The sequence below is a fragment of the Micromonospora sp. DT63 genome (assembly GCF_049841615.1).
Classification (GTDB): domain Bacteria; phylum Actinomycetota; class Actinomycetes; order Mycobacteriales; family Micromonosporaceae; genus Micromonospora.
Window position 1 is genome coordinate 407,213 of the sequence record NZ_JBNCKQ010000004.1, and the last position, 16,514, is coordinate 423,726.

A 16,514-nucleotide genomic window follows, 5' to 3' on the forward strand; every position below is an offset into this window, starting at 1 on the left:
GCTGCGGGTCGAGGTGCGCCAACGGGCGTCGGTCATGTCCATGTCGTGGCCACTTCCCTGATCAGCTCGATCGACCGGCGTTGGGGCAGCGCCTCACCGGCGACGCTCTCCCACCTGCGTCCCAGGCTAGCGACGTCGAGAGGATCGGTCACGATCTGACCGCGGAGCTGGTTGTCGAGATACGCCAATTCCGTCCCGTCGGGCAGGCGGCCCAGCACGAACGGCCCGGCGAGGCCGGTGTGCCACGGGCTCTCGGCGGGGATGACCCGGACCTGCACGTGCTCCCACTCGGCAGCCGAGGCGAGGTGCCGGAGCTGCCCGGCCATCACCGACCCGTCGCCGACCGGCCGGCGCAGCACCACCTCGTCGATCACCGCTACGAGCTGGGGTGGGGCATCGCGGCAGAGGACCGCCTGCCGGTCGATCCGGCTCGCCACGATCTGGTCCACTTCGGAGACTGGGACCAGCCCGCCCGTGTTCAGGACCGCCCGGGCGTACCCCTCGGTCTGAAGCAGGCCCGGCACGAGCAGCGGTTGATGGGAGCGGATCGAGGTCGCGTCCTGTTCCAGCTCAGCCCACGGCCGGAACCACGGCAGGTCCCGGCGGCGGAACGGCTCCGGCCAGAGGTCGGCGGCGTCGCGGCGTAGGACCTCCGCCACCGCGATGCGGGTACGCGGGTGCGGAATGCGCCCCGCGGCGAGCCACCGCGCCGCCGTCTTGGGGTCGACGCCGACCTTCTCGGCCAGCGACTCGACCGTCTCCCCCGCCTCGGCCATCGCCACCCGCAACGCCTCGTTCGCCATTCGGATCCTCCCGCCCGCCGGACACACACCACAACTCCGCTCGGTACGGAGCGCCCAGCCACGTCATGCCCGCTGCGCCGCCCCGCTCGGTAGAGAGCAGCGCCCCGCTCGGGTGCTGAGCCGCCCCGCGTGGAGCAAGCTGTGCCGCCCCGCTCGGCACACGCTGCGGCGCACGATAGCCACGCTGAGTGTCGATGTCTCCGGCCTACCGGCGTGTTGCGGTGGGACGTGTTGGCGTGCATCCAGGACGCCCACCGAGCGCCCCCGAGGTGTCCCACCAGCGTCCCGACGCTCACCTCGCACCGCCCCTGCCGATAATCCACTCGACGTCGCCGAAATCGCGGTATCAACCACGCCCCGATGGCACAACATCGGCGAACTGGAGTGGATCAACCGTGCGGCGCGGGGCGAACGGTGGCGCGCGGGGCGAACGGCGGCGCAGGTCAGGCGCGTGCCCCACATCTGGGGCAGCTCGACAGGACTGGAACCCCACACCAGCAGGTCACGCAGCGATGCGAAATCCGTTGCCGAGACTGCAACCGCTCGCTGATTCCGTCGTGCCTGGCCCATCACGCCACTGATACCACTTGCCTATGAGCCCAAGACTGTGCGATAACCGTTGGCAGAGCGGCCGGCTTCACCCTTTGACCGGCCCGACGACCGATGGGGCTGACATGGCCAACGCCACCGACCACCTCTGGATGCACTTCACCCGGATGGCGAGCTACTCCGCCGGCGAGGTGCCGACAATCGTGCGCGGCGAGGGCGCGTACGTGTGGGACGCGCAGGGCCGCCGCTACCTCGACGGGCTCGCCGGGCTGTTCGTCGTCAACGCCGGTCACGGTCGCACCGAGCTGGCCGAGGCCGCCGCCAAGCAGGCCGGTGAGTTGGCCTACTTCCCGCTCTGGTCGTACGCGCACCCGAAGGCCGTCGAGCTGGCCGAGAAGATCGCCTCGCTCACCCCGGGTGACCTGAACCGGGTCTTCTTCACCACCGGCGGCTCGGAGGCCGTCGAGGCGGCGTGGAAGCTGGCCCGGGCCTACTTCAAGCGCACCGGTCAGCCCAACAAGTACAAGGTGATCAGCCGGTACATCGCCTACCACGGCACCTCGATGGGCGCGCTGTCGATCACCGGTCTGCCCGGCATCAAGAGCGACTTCGAGCCGCTGGTGCCCGGCGCGATCAAGGTGCCGAACACCAACTTCTACCGGGCGCCCGAGCACGGCGACGACGCGGAGGCGTTCGGCCGCTGGGCCGCCGACGAGATCGGCCGGGCCATCGAGCGGGAGGGGCCGGACACGGTCGCCGCGGTCTTCCTGGAGCCCGTGCAGAACTCCGGCGGCTGCTTCCCACCCCCGCCCGGCTACTTCGAGCGGGTCCGGGAGATCTGCGACGCGTACGACGTGCTGCTCGTCTCCGACGAGGTGATCTGTTCGTGGGGTCGGCTCGGCGAGTACTTCGGCGCCGTCCGCTACGGCTACCAGCCGGACATCATCACCACCGCCAAGGGCATCACCTCGGGGTACGCCCCGCTCGGCGCGATGATCGCCAGCGACCGGCTGATGGAGCCGTTCCTCACCGAGACGGGCATGTTCGCCCACGGGGTGACGTTCGGCGGCCACCCCGTCTCCTGCGCGGTGGCCCTGGCCAACCTGGAGGTCTTCGCCCGTGAAGACCTCGTCGGGCACGTACGCGCCAACGAGGCCGCGTTCCGGGCCACCCTGGAGAAGCTGTACGACCTGCCGATCGTCGGCGACGTGCGGGGCGACGGCTACTTCTACGGCATCGAGCTGGTCAAGGACAAGACGACCCGGGAGACGTTCGACGAGGCCGAGTCGGAGCGGCTGCTGCGTGGTTTCCTGTCGACCGCGCTGTTCCAGGCCGGCCTCTACTGCCGGGCCGACGACCGGGGCGACCCCGTCATCCAGCTCGCCCCGCCGCTGATCGCCGAGCAGCAGCACTTCGACGAGATCGAGCAGATCCTGCGCACGGTGCTGACCGAGGCGTGGTCGCGGCTCTGACCATGCGCTACGAGGACCTGTCGTACTGGCTGTCCACCCTGGACGAGCCGCTGACCCCTCGACCCGCGCTGCCCGGCGACACGGACGCCGACGTGGTGATCGTGGGCGCCGGCTACACCGGGCTGTGGACGGCGTACCACCTGGCCCGGGCCGATCCGACGCTGCGGGTCGTCGTCCTGGAGCGGGAGATCGTGGGGTACGGGGCGTCGGGGCGCAACGGCGGCTGGTGCTCGGCGCTCTTTCCCACGTCACTGACCGGGCTGGCCCGCCGGCACGGCCGCGACGCGGCTGTCGCCATGCAACGGGCGCTGCACGACACCGTCCGTGCCGTGGGCCGGGTGGTCGCGGCGGAGGGCATCGACTGCGACTGGGCCGACGGCGGCACCGTCACGCTCGCCCGCACCGGCCCGCAGCTCGCCCGGGCCCGGGCCGCCGTGGATGAGGCCCGCGCGTTCGGCTTCGGCGCCGAACACCTGGCGCTCCTCGACGCCGACGAGGCCGCGGCCCGGTGCGGCGCCGAGGGGGTACGCGGTGGGACGTACACCCCGCACTGCGCGACAGTGCACCCGGCGAAGCTGGTGCGTGCTCTGGCGCGGGCGGTGGAACGCCTCGGGGTGCGGATCCACGAGCAGACCACGGTGACCGCGATCCGGGCCGGCGCGGCTCGCACCCCGTCGGGGACGGTCCGGGCGTCGGTGGTGGTTCGGGCCACCGAGGGGTACACGCCCATGCTGCCCGGCCTGCGGCGCACGGTGGCGCCGGTGTACTCGCTGATGGTGGCCACCGAGCCGCTGCCGGCACAGACCTGGGAGCGGATCGGCCTGGCGGATCGGGAGACGTTCTCCGACCACCGGCACGTGATCATCTACGGCCAGCGGACGGCGGACGGTCGGCTGGCCTTCGGCGGGCGCGGCGCTCCGTACCATTTCGGGTCCCGGGTCTCTCCCGGCCAGGACCGGGAGCCACGGGTCTTCGCGGCGCTGCGACGGACCCTGGGCGAGTTGTTTCCGGTGCTCGGGCCGGACGTCCCGGTGACCCACGCCTGGGGCGGTCCGCTCGGGGTGGCCCGGGACTGGGCCGCCTCGGTCGGCTTCGACCGGGCCAGCGGGCTGGCCTGGGCGGGCGGCTACGTCGGGGACGGGGTGGGCGCCAGCAACCTCGCCGGCCGCACCCTGGCCGACCTGATCCGCGGCCAGCGCAGCGAGCTGACGGGCCTGCCCTGGGTCAACCACCGCTCCCCCGGGTGGGAGCCGGAACCCCTGCGCTGGCTGGCGATGAACGCGGCCCTGCGCGTCATGACCAGCGCCGACGCCAAGGAGAACCGGACCGACCGACCTTCCCGCCGCGCCAGGACACTCTCCCGCCTCCTGGGGCAGTGACCGGGTTCAGTGGTTCGGGGGGATCACCCGGAGGTGGCCCCGGCGGCCCGTCTGGTGGGGGCCTTCCGGGTGGGCCTGGTCGGGCTCCGGAGGGCGGGGCGCCGGGCGGGCGGCCTCGCGAACCGCCTCGGCGAGCGCCACCAGGTCGTCGGTGGTGGGCGGGGGCGGCTCGAACTCGCCCTCGTGCCGCACCACGTCCCAGCCGCGCGGAGCGGTGAGGCTGCGGGCGTGCTGCTCACACAGGTCGTACGTGTGCGGCTCGGCGAACGCCGCCAACGGGCCCACCACTGCTGTCGACTCGTTGTAGACATAGGTCAATGTGGCGACCGCTTGCCGGGGGCAGCCGTTACGGGAGCAGCGCCGTGGTGACCTCACGGCGGCAGGGTATCTCCATTACCGGGTCCGGCGCATCGCTTCGCGTTGCGACACGCCCGTCGTGGTGATCACAATTCCCGGTTCGGGTCGCGCCGCGCCATGAAGTGCCGCTGCCGCTGGCCGGCCCGGCACGGGGACTACCCTTTGCCTCATGACGAGCCCGGAACACCGCCGCCCCGGCCCCGGCCGGCGTGCGCACCGCGACCGGCACGGGCGTGGCCTGCGCGGGCGTCTGGTGCCGGCGACCGTGCCGTTGGCGCGGACCAAGGCCGAGGTCTTCGACGACCTGGTGCTGGACACCGTCGAGACGTTGGAACGGCGGTTCGCCAAGGAGCTGGCCGGTGTCGAGTTCGCCGTCGAGGACGTCCCACCGGACCTGAACGTCTACGACTCCGACGTGCTGGAGGACGGCGAGGTGCCGCTGGCCCGGCTGCTGCCCGGCCGCCCCGGCCGCCAGGAGGTGCCGCCGCGCATCGTGTTGTACCGGCGACCGTTGGAGTTCCGTGCCATGGACCGCGAGGATCTGGCCGACCTCGTCCACGACGTGATCATCGAACAGGTGGCGAACCTGCTCGGGGTCGATCCCGACGAGCTGGCCTGAGCCGTACGCGCCAGCGAACCGCGCGCCCGTACGACGGCTGAGCCGGGCGGCCCCCACCGCCCCGACCCTGCACCGCTCAGGCGGCCCGCCGCTTCAACTTGCGTCGCTCCCGCTCGGAGAGCCCACCCCAGATGCCGAACCGCTCGTCGTGGCCGAGAGCGTATTCGAGGCATTCGGTCTTGACCTCGCAGCGCGAGCAGATTCGCTTCGCCTCGCGGGTCGAGCCGCCCTTCTCGGGAAAGAACGCCTCGGGGTCGGTCTGCGAGCACAAGGCCCGCTCCTGCCACTCCGGCGCGTTTCCGAGCAGGTCGGCCACCTCAAGCTGGCCGTCCATCAAATGCCTCCTTGTCGCGCACCGGCGTCATCGCCGCTGCAACCCCCCACGCGAAAGGCGTGCTTGTCCGTCCGGTCCCTTTTGTTGCGTTCCGTGCGAACAACCCCATTCAAATTACACGCGTGTAATGCGTGCGCCGTCAAGCCAAACTTGATAATGGAGTCGCCCTCCCGACACCCCTGGTCGGCCACCAGGACCGTCCCAGCCTCGCAACCTGCCCTATCGATTCAGACCCCGGCCGAGTAACGCCCTCTCCGGCGAGTTGCCCGACTTTTCTGCCGTGGCGCTCCCCCCGACGGGAGACCGCCAGCCCCCTCTCGCAAAGCTGATCTTGGTGGGGGACAGGTTAACGCGGCGCGGCGCAGACCGCCCGTCGAGCCGTGGACAGCATTCGCACCCCGCCCACGATGTGGACGGGGTGCGAGTGCAAAATGGCGCTCCGGGGTCAGCCGGTGGCCCCAAAACCGCTGCTGGGCCACACGAACTCGGCGATCCCTCCACCATGGACAGAAACGACGCCGGCGGACGTGTCCTCGTCCCACCAGACGGTATACATCCCGGCGGGAAGATCGGGATAGACCGCACTGTGGAACGACCCGTCCCGCACCCGGCGCTCCCGTACCGCCGAGTGGACGCGTCGATCATCGCCGCGGCTGATCTCGATCTCCCGGCCGTGCAGATCCCGACCGGTGTAGACGATCAGGGCGCCGGTGTCGCCACCCAGTTCGAGGACGACACTCCCCGTCTCCGACGGCCCGTACGTGTGCTCGTGCATCCGCCGCTCCCCCCGCCGACGATCAGGACGACGCCGGCGGGTTGTTGAACCCGTCGTACGGCGTACCGAGGTAGGGGAAGCTCGCGAGAAACGGGGCGGTCACGTCGGCGGCGCTCAACCCCGGGGTGACCGCGGCGGCCGCCGCGTCCGGGCGGAACGTCTTGTCGACCAGCGGGACGGTCAACCCGGCGATCGCCCGCAGCGCGATGCTCACCACGTCGTCGCCGACCCGCCGCCCGTTGGGGAAGCCGGCCAGGTCGCCGCCGAGCACCCCGAACCGGTCCGGCTTGCGGTTCGGCGCGATCGCCGTGTTCAGCCGCAGCATGTCGGCCTGCAGGTCGCCGGTGGCGTTGGTGAAGCCGTCGATCAGCCCGGCCGGCACGCCGGTGAGCAGGATCGCCACCAGGTCGGCACGGGCCTTCTTCGACTTGTTGAGCTTGTCCAGGTTGGGAAAGACGTCCGGGTACAGGGCCGGCAGCAGCGCGGCCAACTCGGGCCGCTCGACGAACTGGGCGAACCGCTTGTCCTCCGACGGTGGCAGCGAGTTCCACAGGTCCTTCTTGGACATCGGCACGATGACCTCGTTGAACAGCGGATTGCCCAGCCGGGAGACCTGCGTGAACGGGCCGGTGGAGGTGTCCTGCGCGACCCGGTCACCGAGCACCCGGACCTGCCGGCGCGACGCCGACGTCCACACGCCGAGCACCGACGCCGGGTCGGCCGCGCCGTACCGGCTGGCACGGCGACGCACCTGCTTCAGCGGCACCTGCACGGCGAGGCTGTGCACGTTCATCCGGTCGGTGGCGTTGACCGGCTCCCCCTCGGACTTGAAGATCTTCTTACCGGCGACGTGCAGCTGCTGGAACGGCCGCAACGTGCCGAGGTCGAAGATCGCCCCCAGGTCGACGAAGAAGCCGTCCGCACGCTGGCCGGCGAAGACCCGCTCCCCCGTCGACAGGGTGTAGGTGGCCTGCCGGACGAGGTCGGCGTACTTCGGGGTGGACAGCGGGCCGACGTTGCACGGCGGGCAGGGCAGCTTGTGCGCGAGGCGGTGCTCCCGGCCGTCGGTCACCCGGGTCAGGCTGTAGAACTGCCGGCGGTTCCAGTTCCTGCTGTCAAGCGACTCGATCGGCCCGGTGTTGTAGAGGAAGCTGTTCGGGTTGGTGATCTCGGTGGTGAACTCGAACCGGTAGGTGACGTCGGGCTGACCGTCACCGTCGTTGTCGATGTGGATCTCGTAGCGCACGTCGTCGCCGAACTCGAAGAAGTTCGGCCCGCCGGACGGGAGCTGCAAGGGCACGTAGTTGGCGATCAACGTGACCGTGTCGGGCTTGTCGGGGCTGACGAACGCGTAAAGGTCGGAGCTGTCGGCGACCGGATCCTTGGCTATCTCCGGGGCCTCGCGGTGGGAAGACATGGCGGACCAACCTCACTGGGCGGGGACTGATGGCGGGTCGGGACGGTGCGGGGTCAGCGCCGGGCTGCGCGCCGCAGTCGGTCCGCCAGGCCACGGTCGCGTACCTCGATCCGGGACTCACCGACGAAGACGTCCATCGTTCCGGACGCGGCGTCGCGCAGGTGCACGACGATCGGCTCATCGGCCCGACCCGCGGCGCCCGGCGCGTTCTGCGCCGCCGACAGGCCCGGCACGGTGAGCGCGGCGGCGCCGAGGGTGGCGCTGGCCGCGGCGGTCAACGTCTGCCGGCGGGTCAGTCGCGGCCACTGCCGCTTCCGCTGATCACTGGTCATGGGCAACCTTTCGGGCGGCGGCGCGTACGCGCCCGCGGTGACGGACGGGTCCGGTGCCGTCGCGGTGACGCCGCCGGGCCCCTGAAGGGGACACCGGCGGCGGTCCTCGCCGCGACCGCCGCCGGCACCGCGTGGTACGGCCGGCGGCGGGAAAAGGTTCGACCTCAGCGCGGAGCGTGACCGTACGCAGTCGACCGCTTGCGCGCCGGACGACCGGCGGCCTTCGCGATGGCCCGCAACTGCTCCTCGGTACGCGCCGACCCGTTGTCGGAGCCGGCCATCCGGGAGATGGTCTCCTCCATCAGGGTGCCGCCCAGGTCGTTGCAGCCGCCCTGGAGCATCGCCACGGTGCCCTCGTCGCCGAGCTTCACCCAGGAGCACTGGATGTTGTCGATCCGGCCGTGCAGCAGCAGCCGCGACATGGCGTGCACGACCCGGTTCTCCCGCCAGGTCGGCCCCGGGCGGGCGATGCCGGCCAGGTAGATCGGCGCGTTGGTGTGCACGAACGGCAGCGCCACGAACTCGGTGAACCCGCCGGTGCGGTCCTGCACGCCGGCCAGCACCCTAAAGTGCGCCAGCCACTGCCCCGGGTGGTCGACGTGGCCGTACATCATCGTGGAGCTGGACCGGATGCCCAGCTCGTGGGCCGTGCTGACGACGTCGACCCAGGCGGCGGCCGGCAGTTTGCCCTTGGTGAGCACCCAGCGCACGTCGTCGTCGAGGATCTCGGCGGCGGTGCCCGGGATGGTGTCCAGCCCCGCCTCGCGCAGCCGGGTCAGCCACTCGCGCACCGGCACGCCCGCCTTCGCGGCGGCGGTGACGATCTCCATCGGGGAGAACGCGTGCACGTGCATCTCCGGCACGCGGGCCTTGATCGCGCGCACGATGTCCGCGTACCCGGTGACCGGCATCTTCGGGTCGATGCCGCCCTGGAGGCACACCTCGCTGGCGCCGGCCGCCCACGCCTGCTCGGCCCGGTCGGCGACCTGGTCGACGGAGAGCCGGTACGCGTCGGCGTCCCGCTCACGCTGGGCGAACGCGCAGAACCGGCAGCCCACGTAGCAGACGTTGCTGAAGTTGATGTTGCGGTTGACCACGTAGGTGACGTCGTCGCCGACCGCGTCGCGGCGTACGTCGTCGGCGAGCCGGCACAACTCGTCCAGCGCCGGCCCGTCGGCGCCGAACAGCGCCAGCGCCGCGTCGGTGTGCCGGGGATCGAGCAGCGCCGCCGGGTCGTCGGCCGCCAGCCGCAGCCCGGCCGCCACGTCACGGTCCGCGCCACTGCCGGTCGATTCCGGCGGTACGCCCGCACGTCGCGCCGCCGCCTCGGGAGTGACCTTGCCGGCGACCTCGGACCAGTCGCCGTAGACGCTGTCGAAGTCGCCGCGCCGGTCGTCGGTGCGGCCGGTGGTGTCGATGGTGGCGTGCAAGTCGGTGCGCCCGCCGAACGTCTCCTCCGGCTCCTGCCAGGGACGCCCCTGCGGGAGGGCCGACTCGACAGCCATGCCGGTCGCCGGGTCGGCGAGGGCGCTCACGTGCGGCAGCAGCCGCGGGTCGAGCCACGGGTCACCGGCGCGCACGTACTCCGGGTAGATGGTCAGCCGCTCCCGCAGCGTGAACCCGGCCAGCTCGGTGTGCCGGGCCAACTCCTCGATCTGCGGCCACGGGCGCTCCGGGTTGACGTGGTCGGGGGTGAGCGGGGAGACGCCACCCCAGTCGTCGATGCCGGCGCGCAGCAACAGGTCGTACTCGCCGGCGATGAGGTTCGGCGGAGCCTGGATGCGGGCCTTCGGGCCGAGCAGCAGTCGGGCCACCGCCACCGTGGCGGCCAGGTCGTGCAGTTCCGCGTCGGGCATGCCCCGCATCGCCGTGTCCGGCTTGGCGCGGAAGTTCTGCACGATCACCTCCTGGAGGTGGCCGTACTCCCGGTGCGCGCGGCGGATCGCGAACAGCGCGTCCACCCGCTCGGCCGGCGTCTCGCCGATGCCGATGAGGATGCCGGTGGTGAACGGCACCCCGACCCGCCCCGCGTCGTCGAGCACCCGCAGCCGGACCGCCGGCTCCTTGTCCGGCGAGCCGTAGTGCGGGCCGCCCGGCTCGGACCACAGCCGGGTGGCCGTGGTCTCCAGCATCATGCCCATGCTCGGCGCGACCGGCTTGAGCCGTTGCAGCTCCGACCAGGACAGCACCCCAGGGTTGAGGTGCGGCAGCAGGCCCGTCTCCTCCAGCACGGCCACCGCGCAGGCACGCAGATAGTCCAGAGTGGAGTCGTAGCCGCGCTCGTCGAGCCAGCTCCGGGCCGCCGGCCAGCGCTCCTCCGGCCGGTCACCGAGGGTGAACAGGGCCTCCTTGCAACCCTGCGCCGCGCCTGCCCGCGCGATCGCCAGAACCTCGTCGCGGTCCAGGAACGGCGCCGGCAGCCGGTGCGGCACGGTCGCGAACGTGCAGTAGTGGCAGCGGTCCCGGCAGAGCCGGGTCAGCGGAATGAAGACCTTCTTCGAGTACGTGACCACGCCCGGCCGCCCGGCGTCACGCAGCCCGGCGTCGCGGATCCCCCCGGCGGTCCGGAGCAGTTCGTCGAGCGCGTCGCCACGGGCGGCGAGAAGCGCGGTCGCCTCGTCGACGTCCAGCGCGCGCCCGGTCGCGGCCCGGCCCAGGGCCCGCCGCACGCTCGCCTCGCTCGGACCGGAGTGGGTGCGATCAACCATCCACTCAGCCTATGCGCAGCGCGGGCCCGACCCACCAGACCCAGCCCGCACCGTGGGAAACCGCACCCCATGATCACTTGATGCGTCGGTGGAGGGGCGGGCACCGCCTGCGGCTCCTTTGCTCTGCTTCAACCTACGCAACACCGCGCGTCCGATATCCGGACGCCGGCTGTTGCCTCGGTTGAAGCAGAGCAAAGGAGGACCCGACCATCACCAGCCCGGAGGTGCTGGCGGCTCAGCGGGGCTGGTCGGGGTGCGTGGCGGGGTTGATGTGTTGGGTGCGGTCGGGGTCGGCCGGGCGCCCGATGGCCTGGGTGGGGTCGGCGGAGGCCGGCTCGGCGGACTGGCGCGGGATCGCCTGCGTCGGGTCCGCCGACGGCGGCTGCCCGAACGGCGGCGCGGGCGGCGCCGACTGCGGGGCGGGGTTGGCCGGCGGCGCGGACTGCGGGAACGGCGGCGCCGACTGCGGAGCGGCCTGGAACGGCGGCGCGGACTGCGGGGCCGACTGCGGGTGCGGCGGCGCGGACTGCGGGGCCTGGAACGGCGGCGACGGCTGGCCGTACTGGCCGGGGAACTGCGCCGGCGGGTAACCGCCCGGCTGGCCGGCCTGCGGGTAACCGCCCGGCTGGCCGGGAGCGGGCCATCCGCCCTGCGGCTGACCGCCGGGCTGACCGGGAGCCGGCCAACCGCCCTGCTGCTGCTGCGGCCAACCCGGCTGCGGCTGGCCGTAGACGCCCGGCTGCGGCTTCGGCTTGGGGACGTAGTAGAACGCCCGCCAGATGGTGAACACCACCCAGGCGGCCACCGCGAAGATCACCAGCCAGGCGAACCGGGCGAGAAGGCCGAGCAACGCGTCGAGGATCTCGGTCTCGGCGAGGCGGCCCACCGTCCAGATCAGCATGGTGAGCGTGCCGAGCAGCGCGCTGACCGCGTACTCACCAAGCGCCACCTGCGTGATCAGCTTCGCCTTCGGCAGGACCGGCGCGACGTGGGTGGCCAGCAGGACGGCCAGCAGCGGCAGCACCACCGCCTCCACCCCGATGAACGCGGAGAACTGGTCGCCCGCCCGGTCGGTGAAGTCGCGGTAGTCGTTCGGGGTGAGCAGCCGGAGCAGCCCCACGAAGAGGAACACGGCGTTGGCGCCGAGCAGGGCGAGCGCACCCAGTTCGCGCAGTGGCTTGGTCAGCTGGCGGGCCTGCGTCGCGTCGGCGGACGCGGGCTCGGCGGGGCTGGTCACGAGCTCCCCCTCGGGGCAATAACGGACAGGGCGCACGTGAGCCTAGTCTCCCACGCCACCGGCGGACCGGAGGCGTCTCGTACGCGAGGATGGTCGACATGCGCATCGTGGTTCTGGCCGGCGGCATTGGCGGCGCCCGGTTCCTGCTCGGCGTCCGGGCGTACGCCCGCGAGGTCGGCGCCGAGGTGACCGCCGTGGTCAACGTCGGCGACGACCTGTGGCTGCACGGGTTGAAGATCTGTCCCGACCTGGACAGCGTCATGTACACGCTCGGCGGCGGCGCCGACCCCGAACGGGGCTGGGGCCGGGTCGGCGAGAGCTGGACGGTCAAGGAGGAGTTGGCCGCGTACGGGGCGGAGCCGACCTGGTTCGGCCTCGGCGACAAGGACATCGCCACCCACCTGGTGCGCAGCACCATGCTCAACGGCGGCTACCCGCTGAGCGCGGTCACCGAGGCGCTGTCGACGCGGTGGCAGCCCGGCGTACGCCTGCTGCCGGCGACCGACGACCGGCTGGAGACCCACGCGGTCGTCGGCGACGGTGACGAGGGCCAGCGGGCGATCCACTTCCAGGAGTGGTGGGTGCGGTACCGGGCCGACATCCCCACCCACCGTTTCGTCTTCGTCGGCGCGGAGACGGCGCAGCCGGCGCCGGGGGTGCGGGAGGCGATCGGTGCGGCCGACCTGGTGTTGATCGCGCCGAGCAACCCGGTGGTGAGCATCGCGCCGGTGCTTGCCGTACCGGGGATGCGCGAGGCGGTGACCGACGGCCCGGCGCCGGTGGTGGGTGTCTCGCCGATCATCGGCGGCGCTCCGGTCCGGGGAATGGCTGACCGCTGTCTCGCCGTGCTCGGGGTCGAGTGCAGCGCGGCCGGTGTGGGCCGGCTCTACGGCCCTCGGGCTGCGGGTGGGCTGCTGGACGGCTGGCTGGTGGCCGAGGAGGACGCCGACGCGGTGGTACCGGAGGTGACGGTCCGCGCGATGCCGCTGCGGATGACCGACGAGGCGGCGACGGCGGCGATGGTCCGCGCCGCGGTGGAGTTGACGTGAGGCTGGAGATTCTGCCGGTGCTGGGCATCGGCCACGTGACCGAGGGTGACGACCTGGCGGCGGTGATCGCCACCGCTGCGCCGTGGCTGCGCGACGGCGACGTGCTGGTGGTGACCAGCAAGATCGTCTCCAAGGCGGAGGGACGGCTGGTGGACGTCCCGGCGGACGGGCCGGAGCGGCTCGCCGCGCGCGAGGAGGTGCTGGCCGGTGAGACCGCCCGGGTGGTGGCCAGCCGCGGGGCGACCCGGATCGTGCAGACCCACCACGGCTTCGTGATGGCCTCTGCCGGGATCGACGCGTCGAACGTCGACAAGACCCGGCTGGTGCTGTTGCCGGTGGATCCGGACGCGTCGGCGCGGGAGCTGCGCGCCGCGCTGCGGGAGCGGTACGACCTGGACGTTGCCGTGATCATCAGCGACACGATGGGCCGGCCCTGGCGCAACGGGCTTATCGACGTGGCGCTCGGGGTGGCCGGGATGCCGGCGATCCGCGACCATCGGGGCGAGGTGGACCCGTACGGCAACGAGCTGCAGCTGACCCAGATGGCGGTGGTGGACGAGCTGGCGGGCGCCGGCGAGTTGATCAAGGGCAAGTGTGACCAGGTCCCCGTGGCCGTGGTGCGCGGCTACCTCGCGGCGACCCGCGCGGACGACTCCGACGGCGCGCGGACGCTCATCCGTGATGCCGCGCAGGACCTGTTCTCGCTGGGCACCGCCGAGGCGCGGGCGGCCGGGCTGGCCGAGGCCGCGACCCTCGCCGAGGCGATCGACCCCGAGCCGGTCGACCCGGCCGCGGTGCGACGGGCGCTCGACGCGGTCGCCGAGGTGGTGACGCCCGGCACGGTCTTCACCCTCGTCGACGAGGCGGAGGTACGCGCCGGCCTGGTCGCCGAGGTGCCGGGCTGGCCGGCCGACGCCAGCGCGCTGGTGCTCGGCACCGCGCCGGCGCCCGTCGACCCGATGGACCTGGTCCGCTTCGGCGCCGACCTGCACCGGCTGCGCGTCGCACTGGCCGCCGAGGGTGTCCGGTCGACGCTGCTGCCTCCGCCGGCCGGCAGCCCGGCCAGCGCCGCGCTCGCCCTGTGACCGCGCGGCCGGGCCGGACTCACGCGTCCAGGACGGCCCGGCCCAGCGGGGTCAGCGTGTGCAGCACGGTGTTGCGGTCGCGGTGACTGACGAGCAGGCCGGCGTTGCGCAGCACTGTGGCGTGCTGGCTGGCCGCCGCCGGTGAGATGTTGAGCCGGCGGGCCACCTCGCCCGTGGTGCAGCCGTCGTGGCTGGCCTCCAGCACCGCCGCCCTGGTCCGGCCGAGCAGTGCGGCCAGCGAGTCGCGGCCGGCGCTCGACGTGGCCAACGCGTCCCCGTCGGTCGCGGCGAGCCCGCCCAGCCGGTCCACCGGATAGACCAGCACCGGCGGCAGCGCCGGGTCGAGCAGGGCGACCGGGGTGCCCGCGCAGAAGAACGACGGCACCAACAGCAGCCCTCGACCGTCCAGGTGCAGCTCCCGGCTGTGCGGGTAGTCGCGCACCTCGAGCACCCCGCTGTCCCAGCGCATGCGCGGGCGGAGGCTGGCCAACAGCCCTTCGACGCCGCCGTCGAGCAGTGCCCGTGCGCGGCGGGTGCGGTCCGCCGCCACCGCCGACTGGATCCGACTCCAGTACGGGTCGATCGCCAGCGACCGGTACTGCTCCATGGAATCCGCGAGGTGGCGCAGCGTCGCCACGTCACCGCGGGCCAGCGCGGCGGCCGAGGACGGCAGCTGGTTCTCGGCGGCCAGCAGGGTCACATCCCGCTGGAGCAGCGGGGTCGGCGTGCTGCGCACCGCTTCCAGCCCCGCCGCGAAACCCTCCACGCTGGCGTACGGGGTCAGGAAGTCGGGGAAGTAGCCGCGCGGCGGGTTCAGGGCGAAGAGCAGTCGGAGCTGATCGGAGGCGACGTCCTGGCGCAGCCCGCGGGTCACGGTGCGCCGCCAGGTCGACGTCAACGGATCGCGGTTGCGGCCCTGCAACACGTGCAGGCTGAGGACCAGCTCCCAGACCGGGTCGGCCGCCGGCGCCACCCGGGTCCGGAGGATGTCCTCGCCGGAAAAGTGGATCTTCAGCATGGAGCGCTCCCGTGTCGCCGGCAGAGGGATGCCGAGCGACCGTTCGACTCTACCCGGCCGGCAGTTATCTCCATCTTTAAGCCTGAACTGAAAAACCTCGACGCCTCCCCGGCCAGTTAGGCATGCTTCCAGTGCCCGAGCACGGCACCGACACGTCACGGACGTGACCGGCGCCGGGGCACCGGGGACCGGGGAGGGACCGGTGATCGGGCGGCACCACGAGGGTCTGCGGCCCTTGCTCCGCAGAGGTGCCGTCCGGTCATCCCGTCGACGCGGTGCGTCGGCCCCGCTCAGCCGACCCAGAGCGCGACCCGATGGTCCTCGTCCGTGACGTAGAACGGCCGCCCGTCCAGCTCGGCCAGGCCCTCGACGTGGTGAAACGGCGCCAGGTCGGCCACCTCTTCGCCGACGAGCCGGCACGCGTCGCCCGTGCGCCCCGCCGGGAACCGGAACCGCACGTGCCGGGACGTGACCGCGCCGCCGCCCGGATGGTCGTCGAGCAGCACCGACCCCTTGCCCAGCGCGTCGATCGAGCCGATCACGGCCGCGTACCCGCCGTCCGGCGTCGGCGCGATCGCCCGGAAGCCGGTCAGCTCGCCCGGCGGGGTCACCCCGGTCACCGCGTACGCCCCCAACGCCCGGGGCCACACCGGGTCCGCGGCGAACATGCCCGGCACGCCGGACACCTCCACCAGGACCGGCTCGCCGGCCCCGGTGACCGGAAACCGCAACCCGAGCAGCACCGTGCCGTCCGGCGTGAAGGCCGCGGCCTCCACGTTCAACGGGAGGTCGTCCGGGGTCAGGCGCGTCACCCAACTCTTCGCCCGACTGGTCCCCCGCGCCAGGGTCTCCACGATGAACCGGTCGCGCACCCGCTTGCCCGGCGGCAGCAGGGTCAGCGGCGACGCGGCGAGGGCGTCGTTCACCGCGCGGTGCAGCCGGAACCGGTTGCGCACCACGTGCACCGGCAGCGTGCCGGCCGCCGCGTCGTCCTCGCGGAACCGGGCCACGAACGCCCGACGGGGGCGCAGCGGGCCCGCCTTCGAGCCGAAGTGGGAGCCGAAGACGTACACCCAGCCGTCGTGGTGGGCGAGCGCCTCACCGTCCTCGGTCCGGCCGTTCTCGACCCCGGCGTCCGCCGTGACGTGCCGGGCCGTCCACTCGCCGTCGTCCAACTCCAGCAGCAGGGCCAGGCAGCGCTCCACCGGGCCCTCGTCCAGCACCGTCCAGAAACCGCGCCGAGCACCGTACGACCGCAGCAGCGCGGACGAGCGCACCGGCAGCAGATCGCTGGCCTCGTTGCCGGCCACCACGAATTCGACGAGTCGCAGGGTCACCGCGCCAGCGTACGGAGAGCGCGCTCGTACAGTGACGGGGTGC

15 protein-coding genes are annotated in these 16,514 nt (G+C 72.6%); 5 read left to right on the plus strand and 10 right to left on the minus strand.

Annotated elements, in window-relative coordinates; all coding sequences use genetic code 11:
• Positions 1-32: 32 nt before the first annotated feature.
• Positions 33-803, minus strand: a complete 771-nt coding sequence (locus ACLQ27_RS17685; protein ID WP_425867671.1) for a helix-turn-helix domain-containing protein — start codon at positions 801-803, stop codon at positions 33-35.
• A 674-nt stretch (positions 804-1,477) separates the two neighbouring features.
• Between ACLQ27_RS17685 and ACLQ27_RS17690 the strand changes: the two genes are divergently transcribed.
• Together ACLQ27_RS17690 and ACLQ27_RS17695 are read left to right on the plus strand one after the other, a co-directional pair.
• The gene (locus ACLQ27_RS17690) at positions 1,478-2,824 is read left to right on the plus strand and encodes an aspartate aminotransferase family protein (protein ID WP_357493749.1); all 1,347 of its coding nucleotides are present in this window, start codon (positions 1,478-1,480) and stop codon (positions 2,822-2,824) included.
• Positions 2,825-2,826: 2 nt separating this feature from the next.
• Positions 2,827-4,203 carry an NAD(P)/FAD-dependent oxidoreductase gene (locus tag ACLQ27_RS17695; RefSeq protein ID WP_425867880.1) on the plus strand — a complete coding sequence of 459 codons (1,377 nt, stop codon included), beginning with the start codon at positions 2,827-2,829 and terminating at the stop codon, positions 4,201-4,203.
• Positions 4,204-4,209: 6 nt separating this feature from the next.
• On the opposite strand, the gene ACLQ27_RS17700 is transcribed toward ACLQ27_RS17695, so the two are convergent.
• Positions 4,210-4,578, minus strand: coding sequence for a DUF3499 domain-containing protein (locus tag ACLQ27_RS17700; protein WP_234587740.1), 369 nt, complete (start codon positions 4,576-4,578; stop codon positions 4,210-4,212).
• Between the two features lie 151 nt (positions 4,579-4,729).
• Here ACLQ27_RS17700 and ACLQ27_RS17705 point away from each other — a divergent pair, with 151 nt between their 5' ends.
• Positions 4,730-5,179, plus strand: a complete 450-nt coding sequence (locus ACLQ27_RS17705; protein WP_007455785.1) for a metallopeptidase family protein — start codon at positions 4,730-4,732, stop codon at positions 5,177-5,179.
• 76 nt (positions 5,180-5,255) lie between these two features.
• Here ACLQ27_RS17705 and ACLQ27_RS17710 read toward each other — a convergent pair whose 3' ends face one another.
• The 6 genes from ACLQ27_RS17710 to ACLQ27_RS17735 all read right to left on the minus strand — a co-directional run bounded on the left by ACLQ27_RS17710 (position 5,256) and on the right by ACLQ27_RS17735 (position 11,982).
• Positions 5,256-5,513, minus strand: coding sequence for a WhiB family transcriptional regulator (locus ACLQ27_RS17710; protein WP_007455784.1), 258 nt, complete (start codon positions 5,511-5,513; stop codon positions 5,256-5,258).
• 445 nt (positions 5,514-5,958) lie between these two features.
• Positions 5,959-6,288 carry a phospholipase gene (locus ACLQ27_RS17715; RefSeq protein WP_357493747.1) on the minus strand — a complete coding sequence of 110 codons (330 nt, stop codon included), beginning with the start codon at positions 6,286-6,288 and terminating at the stop codon, positions 5,959-5,961.
• Between the two features lie 22 nt (positions 6,289-6,310).
• Positions 6,311-7,705 carry a DUF4331 domain-containing protein gene (locus ACLQ27_RS17720; protein WP_425867674.1) on the minus strand — a complete coding sequence of 465 codons (1,395 nt, stop codon included), beginning with the start codon at positions 7,703-7,705 and terminating at the stop codon, positions 6,311-6,313.
• 53 nt (positions 7,706-7,758) lie between these two features.
• Positions 7,759-8,037, minus strand: coding sequence for a hypothetical protein (locus tag ACLQ27_RS17725; protein WP_234587743.1), 279 nt, complete (start codon positions 8,035-8,037; stop codon positions 7,759-7,761).
• A gap of 164 nt (positions 8,038-8,201) precedes the next feature.
• The gene (locus tag ACLQ27_RS17730) at positions 8,202-10,745 is read right to left on the minus strand and encodes a bifunctional FO biosynthesis protein CofGH (RefSeq protein WP_425867676.1); all 2,544 of its coding nucleotides are present in this window, start codon (positions 10,743-10,745) and stop codon (positions 8,202-8,204) included.
• A gap of 235 nt (positions 10,746-10,980) precedes the next feature.
• Entirely contained in the window at positions 10,981-11,982 is a 1,002-nt protein-coding gene (locus tag ACLQ27_RS17735; RefSeq protein WP_425867678.1) for a hypothetical protein, read from the minus strand.
• Positions 11,983-12,080: 98 nt separating this feature from the next.
• Here ACLQ27_RS17735 and cofD point away from each other — a divergent pair, with 98 nt between their 5' ends.
• Together cofD and ACLQ27_RS17745 are read left to right on the plus strand one after the other, a co-directional pair.
• Positions 12,081-13,031, plus strand: coding sequence for a 2-phospho-L-lactate transferase (gene cofD / locus ACLQ27_RS17740; protein WP_234584038.1), 951 nt, complete (start codon positions 12,081-12,083; stop codon positions 13,029-13,031).
• The gene (locus ACLQ27_RS17745; RefSeq protein WP_425867680.1) at positions 13,028-14,116 is read left to right on the plus strand and encodes a coenzyme F420-0:L-glutamate ligase; all 1,089 of its coding nucleotides are present in this window, start codon (positions 13,028-13,030) and stop codon (positions 14,114-14,116) included. Before cofD ends, ACLQ27_RS17745 begins: the two co-directional genes overlap by 4 nt.
• 19 nt (positions 14,117-14,135) lie before the next feature.
• On the opposite strand, the gene ACLQ27_RS17750 is transcribed toward ACLQ27_RS17745, so the two are convergent.
• A complete protein-coding gene (locus ACLQ27_RS17750; protein ID WP_234584040.1) occupies positions 14,136-15,134 on the minus strand; it encodes a winged helix-turn-helix domain-containing protein in 999 nt (332 codons plus the stop codon).
• A gap of 290 nt (positions 15,135-15,424) precedes the next feature.
• Positions 15,425-16,471: a hypothetical protein gene (locus ACLQ27_RS17755; protein WP_357493736.1), complete on the minus strand. Its 1,047-nt coding sequence runs from the start codon at positions 16,469-16,471 to the stop codon at positions 15,425-15,427.
• Between the last annotated feature and the right edge of the window lie 43 nt (positions 16,472-16,514).

Coding starts and splice junctions, on each gene's coding strand:
- ACLQ27_RS17685 (WP_425867671.1), bottom strand. CDS start 803: ATGGCGAACGAGGCGTTGCGGGTGGCGATGGCCGAGGCGGGGGAGACG.
- ACLQ27_RS17690 (WP_357493749.1), top strand. CDS start 1,478: ATGGCCAACGCCACCGACCACCTCTGGATGCACTTCACCCGGATGGCG.
- ACLQ27_RS17695 (WP_425867880.1), top strand. CDS start 2,827: ATGCGCTACGAGGACCTGTCGTACTGGCTGTCCACCCTGGACGAGCCG.
- ACLQ27_RS17705 (WP_007455785.1), top strand. CDS start 4,730: ATGACGAGCCCGGAACACCGCCGCCCCGGCCCCGGCCGGCGTGCGCAC.
- ACLQ27_RS17710 (WP_007455784.1), bottom strand. CDS start 5,513: ATGGACGGCCAGCTTGAGGTGGCCGACCTGCTCGGAAACGCGCCGGAG.
- ACLQ27_RS17715 (WP_357493747.1), bottom strand. CDS start 6,288: ATGCACGAGCACACGTACGGGCCGTCGGAGACGGGGAGTGTCGTCCTC.
- ACLQ27_RS17720 (WP_425867674.1), bottom strand. CDS start 7,705: ATGTCTTCCCACCGCGAGGCCCCGGAGATAGCCAAGGATCCGGTCGCC.
- ACLQ27_RS17725 (WP_234587743.1), bottom strand. CDS start 8,037: ATGACCAGTGATCAGCGGAAGCGGCAGTGGCCGCGACTGACCCGCCGG.
- ACLQ27_RS17730 (WP_425867676.1), bottom strand. CDS start 10,745: ATGGTTGATCGCACCCACTCCGGTCCGAGCGAGGCGAGCGTGCGGCGG.
- cofD (WP_234584038.1), top strand. CDS start 12,081: ATGCGCATCGTGGTTCTGGCCGGCGGCATTGGCGGCGCCCGGTTCCTG.
- ACLQ27_RS17750 (WP_234584040.1), bottom strand. CDS start 15,134: ATGCTGAAGATCCACTTTTCCGGCGAGGACATCCTCCGGACCCGGGTG.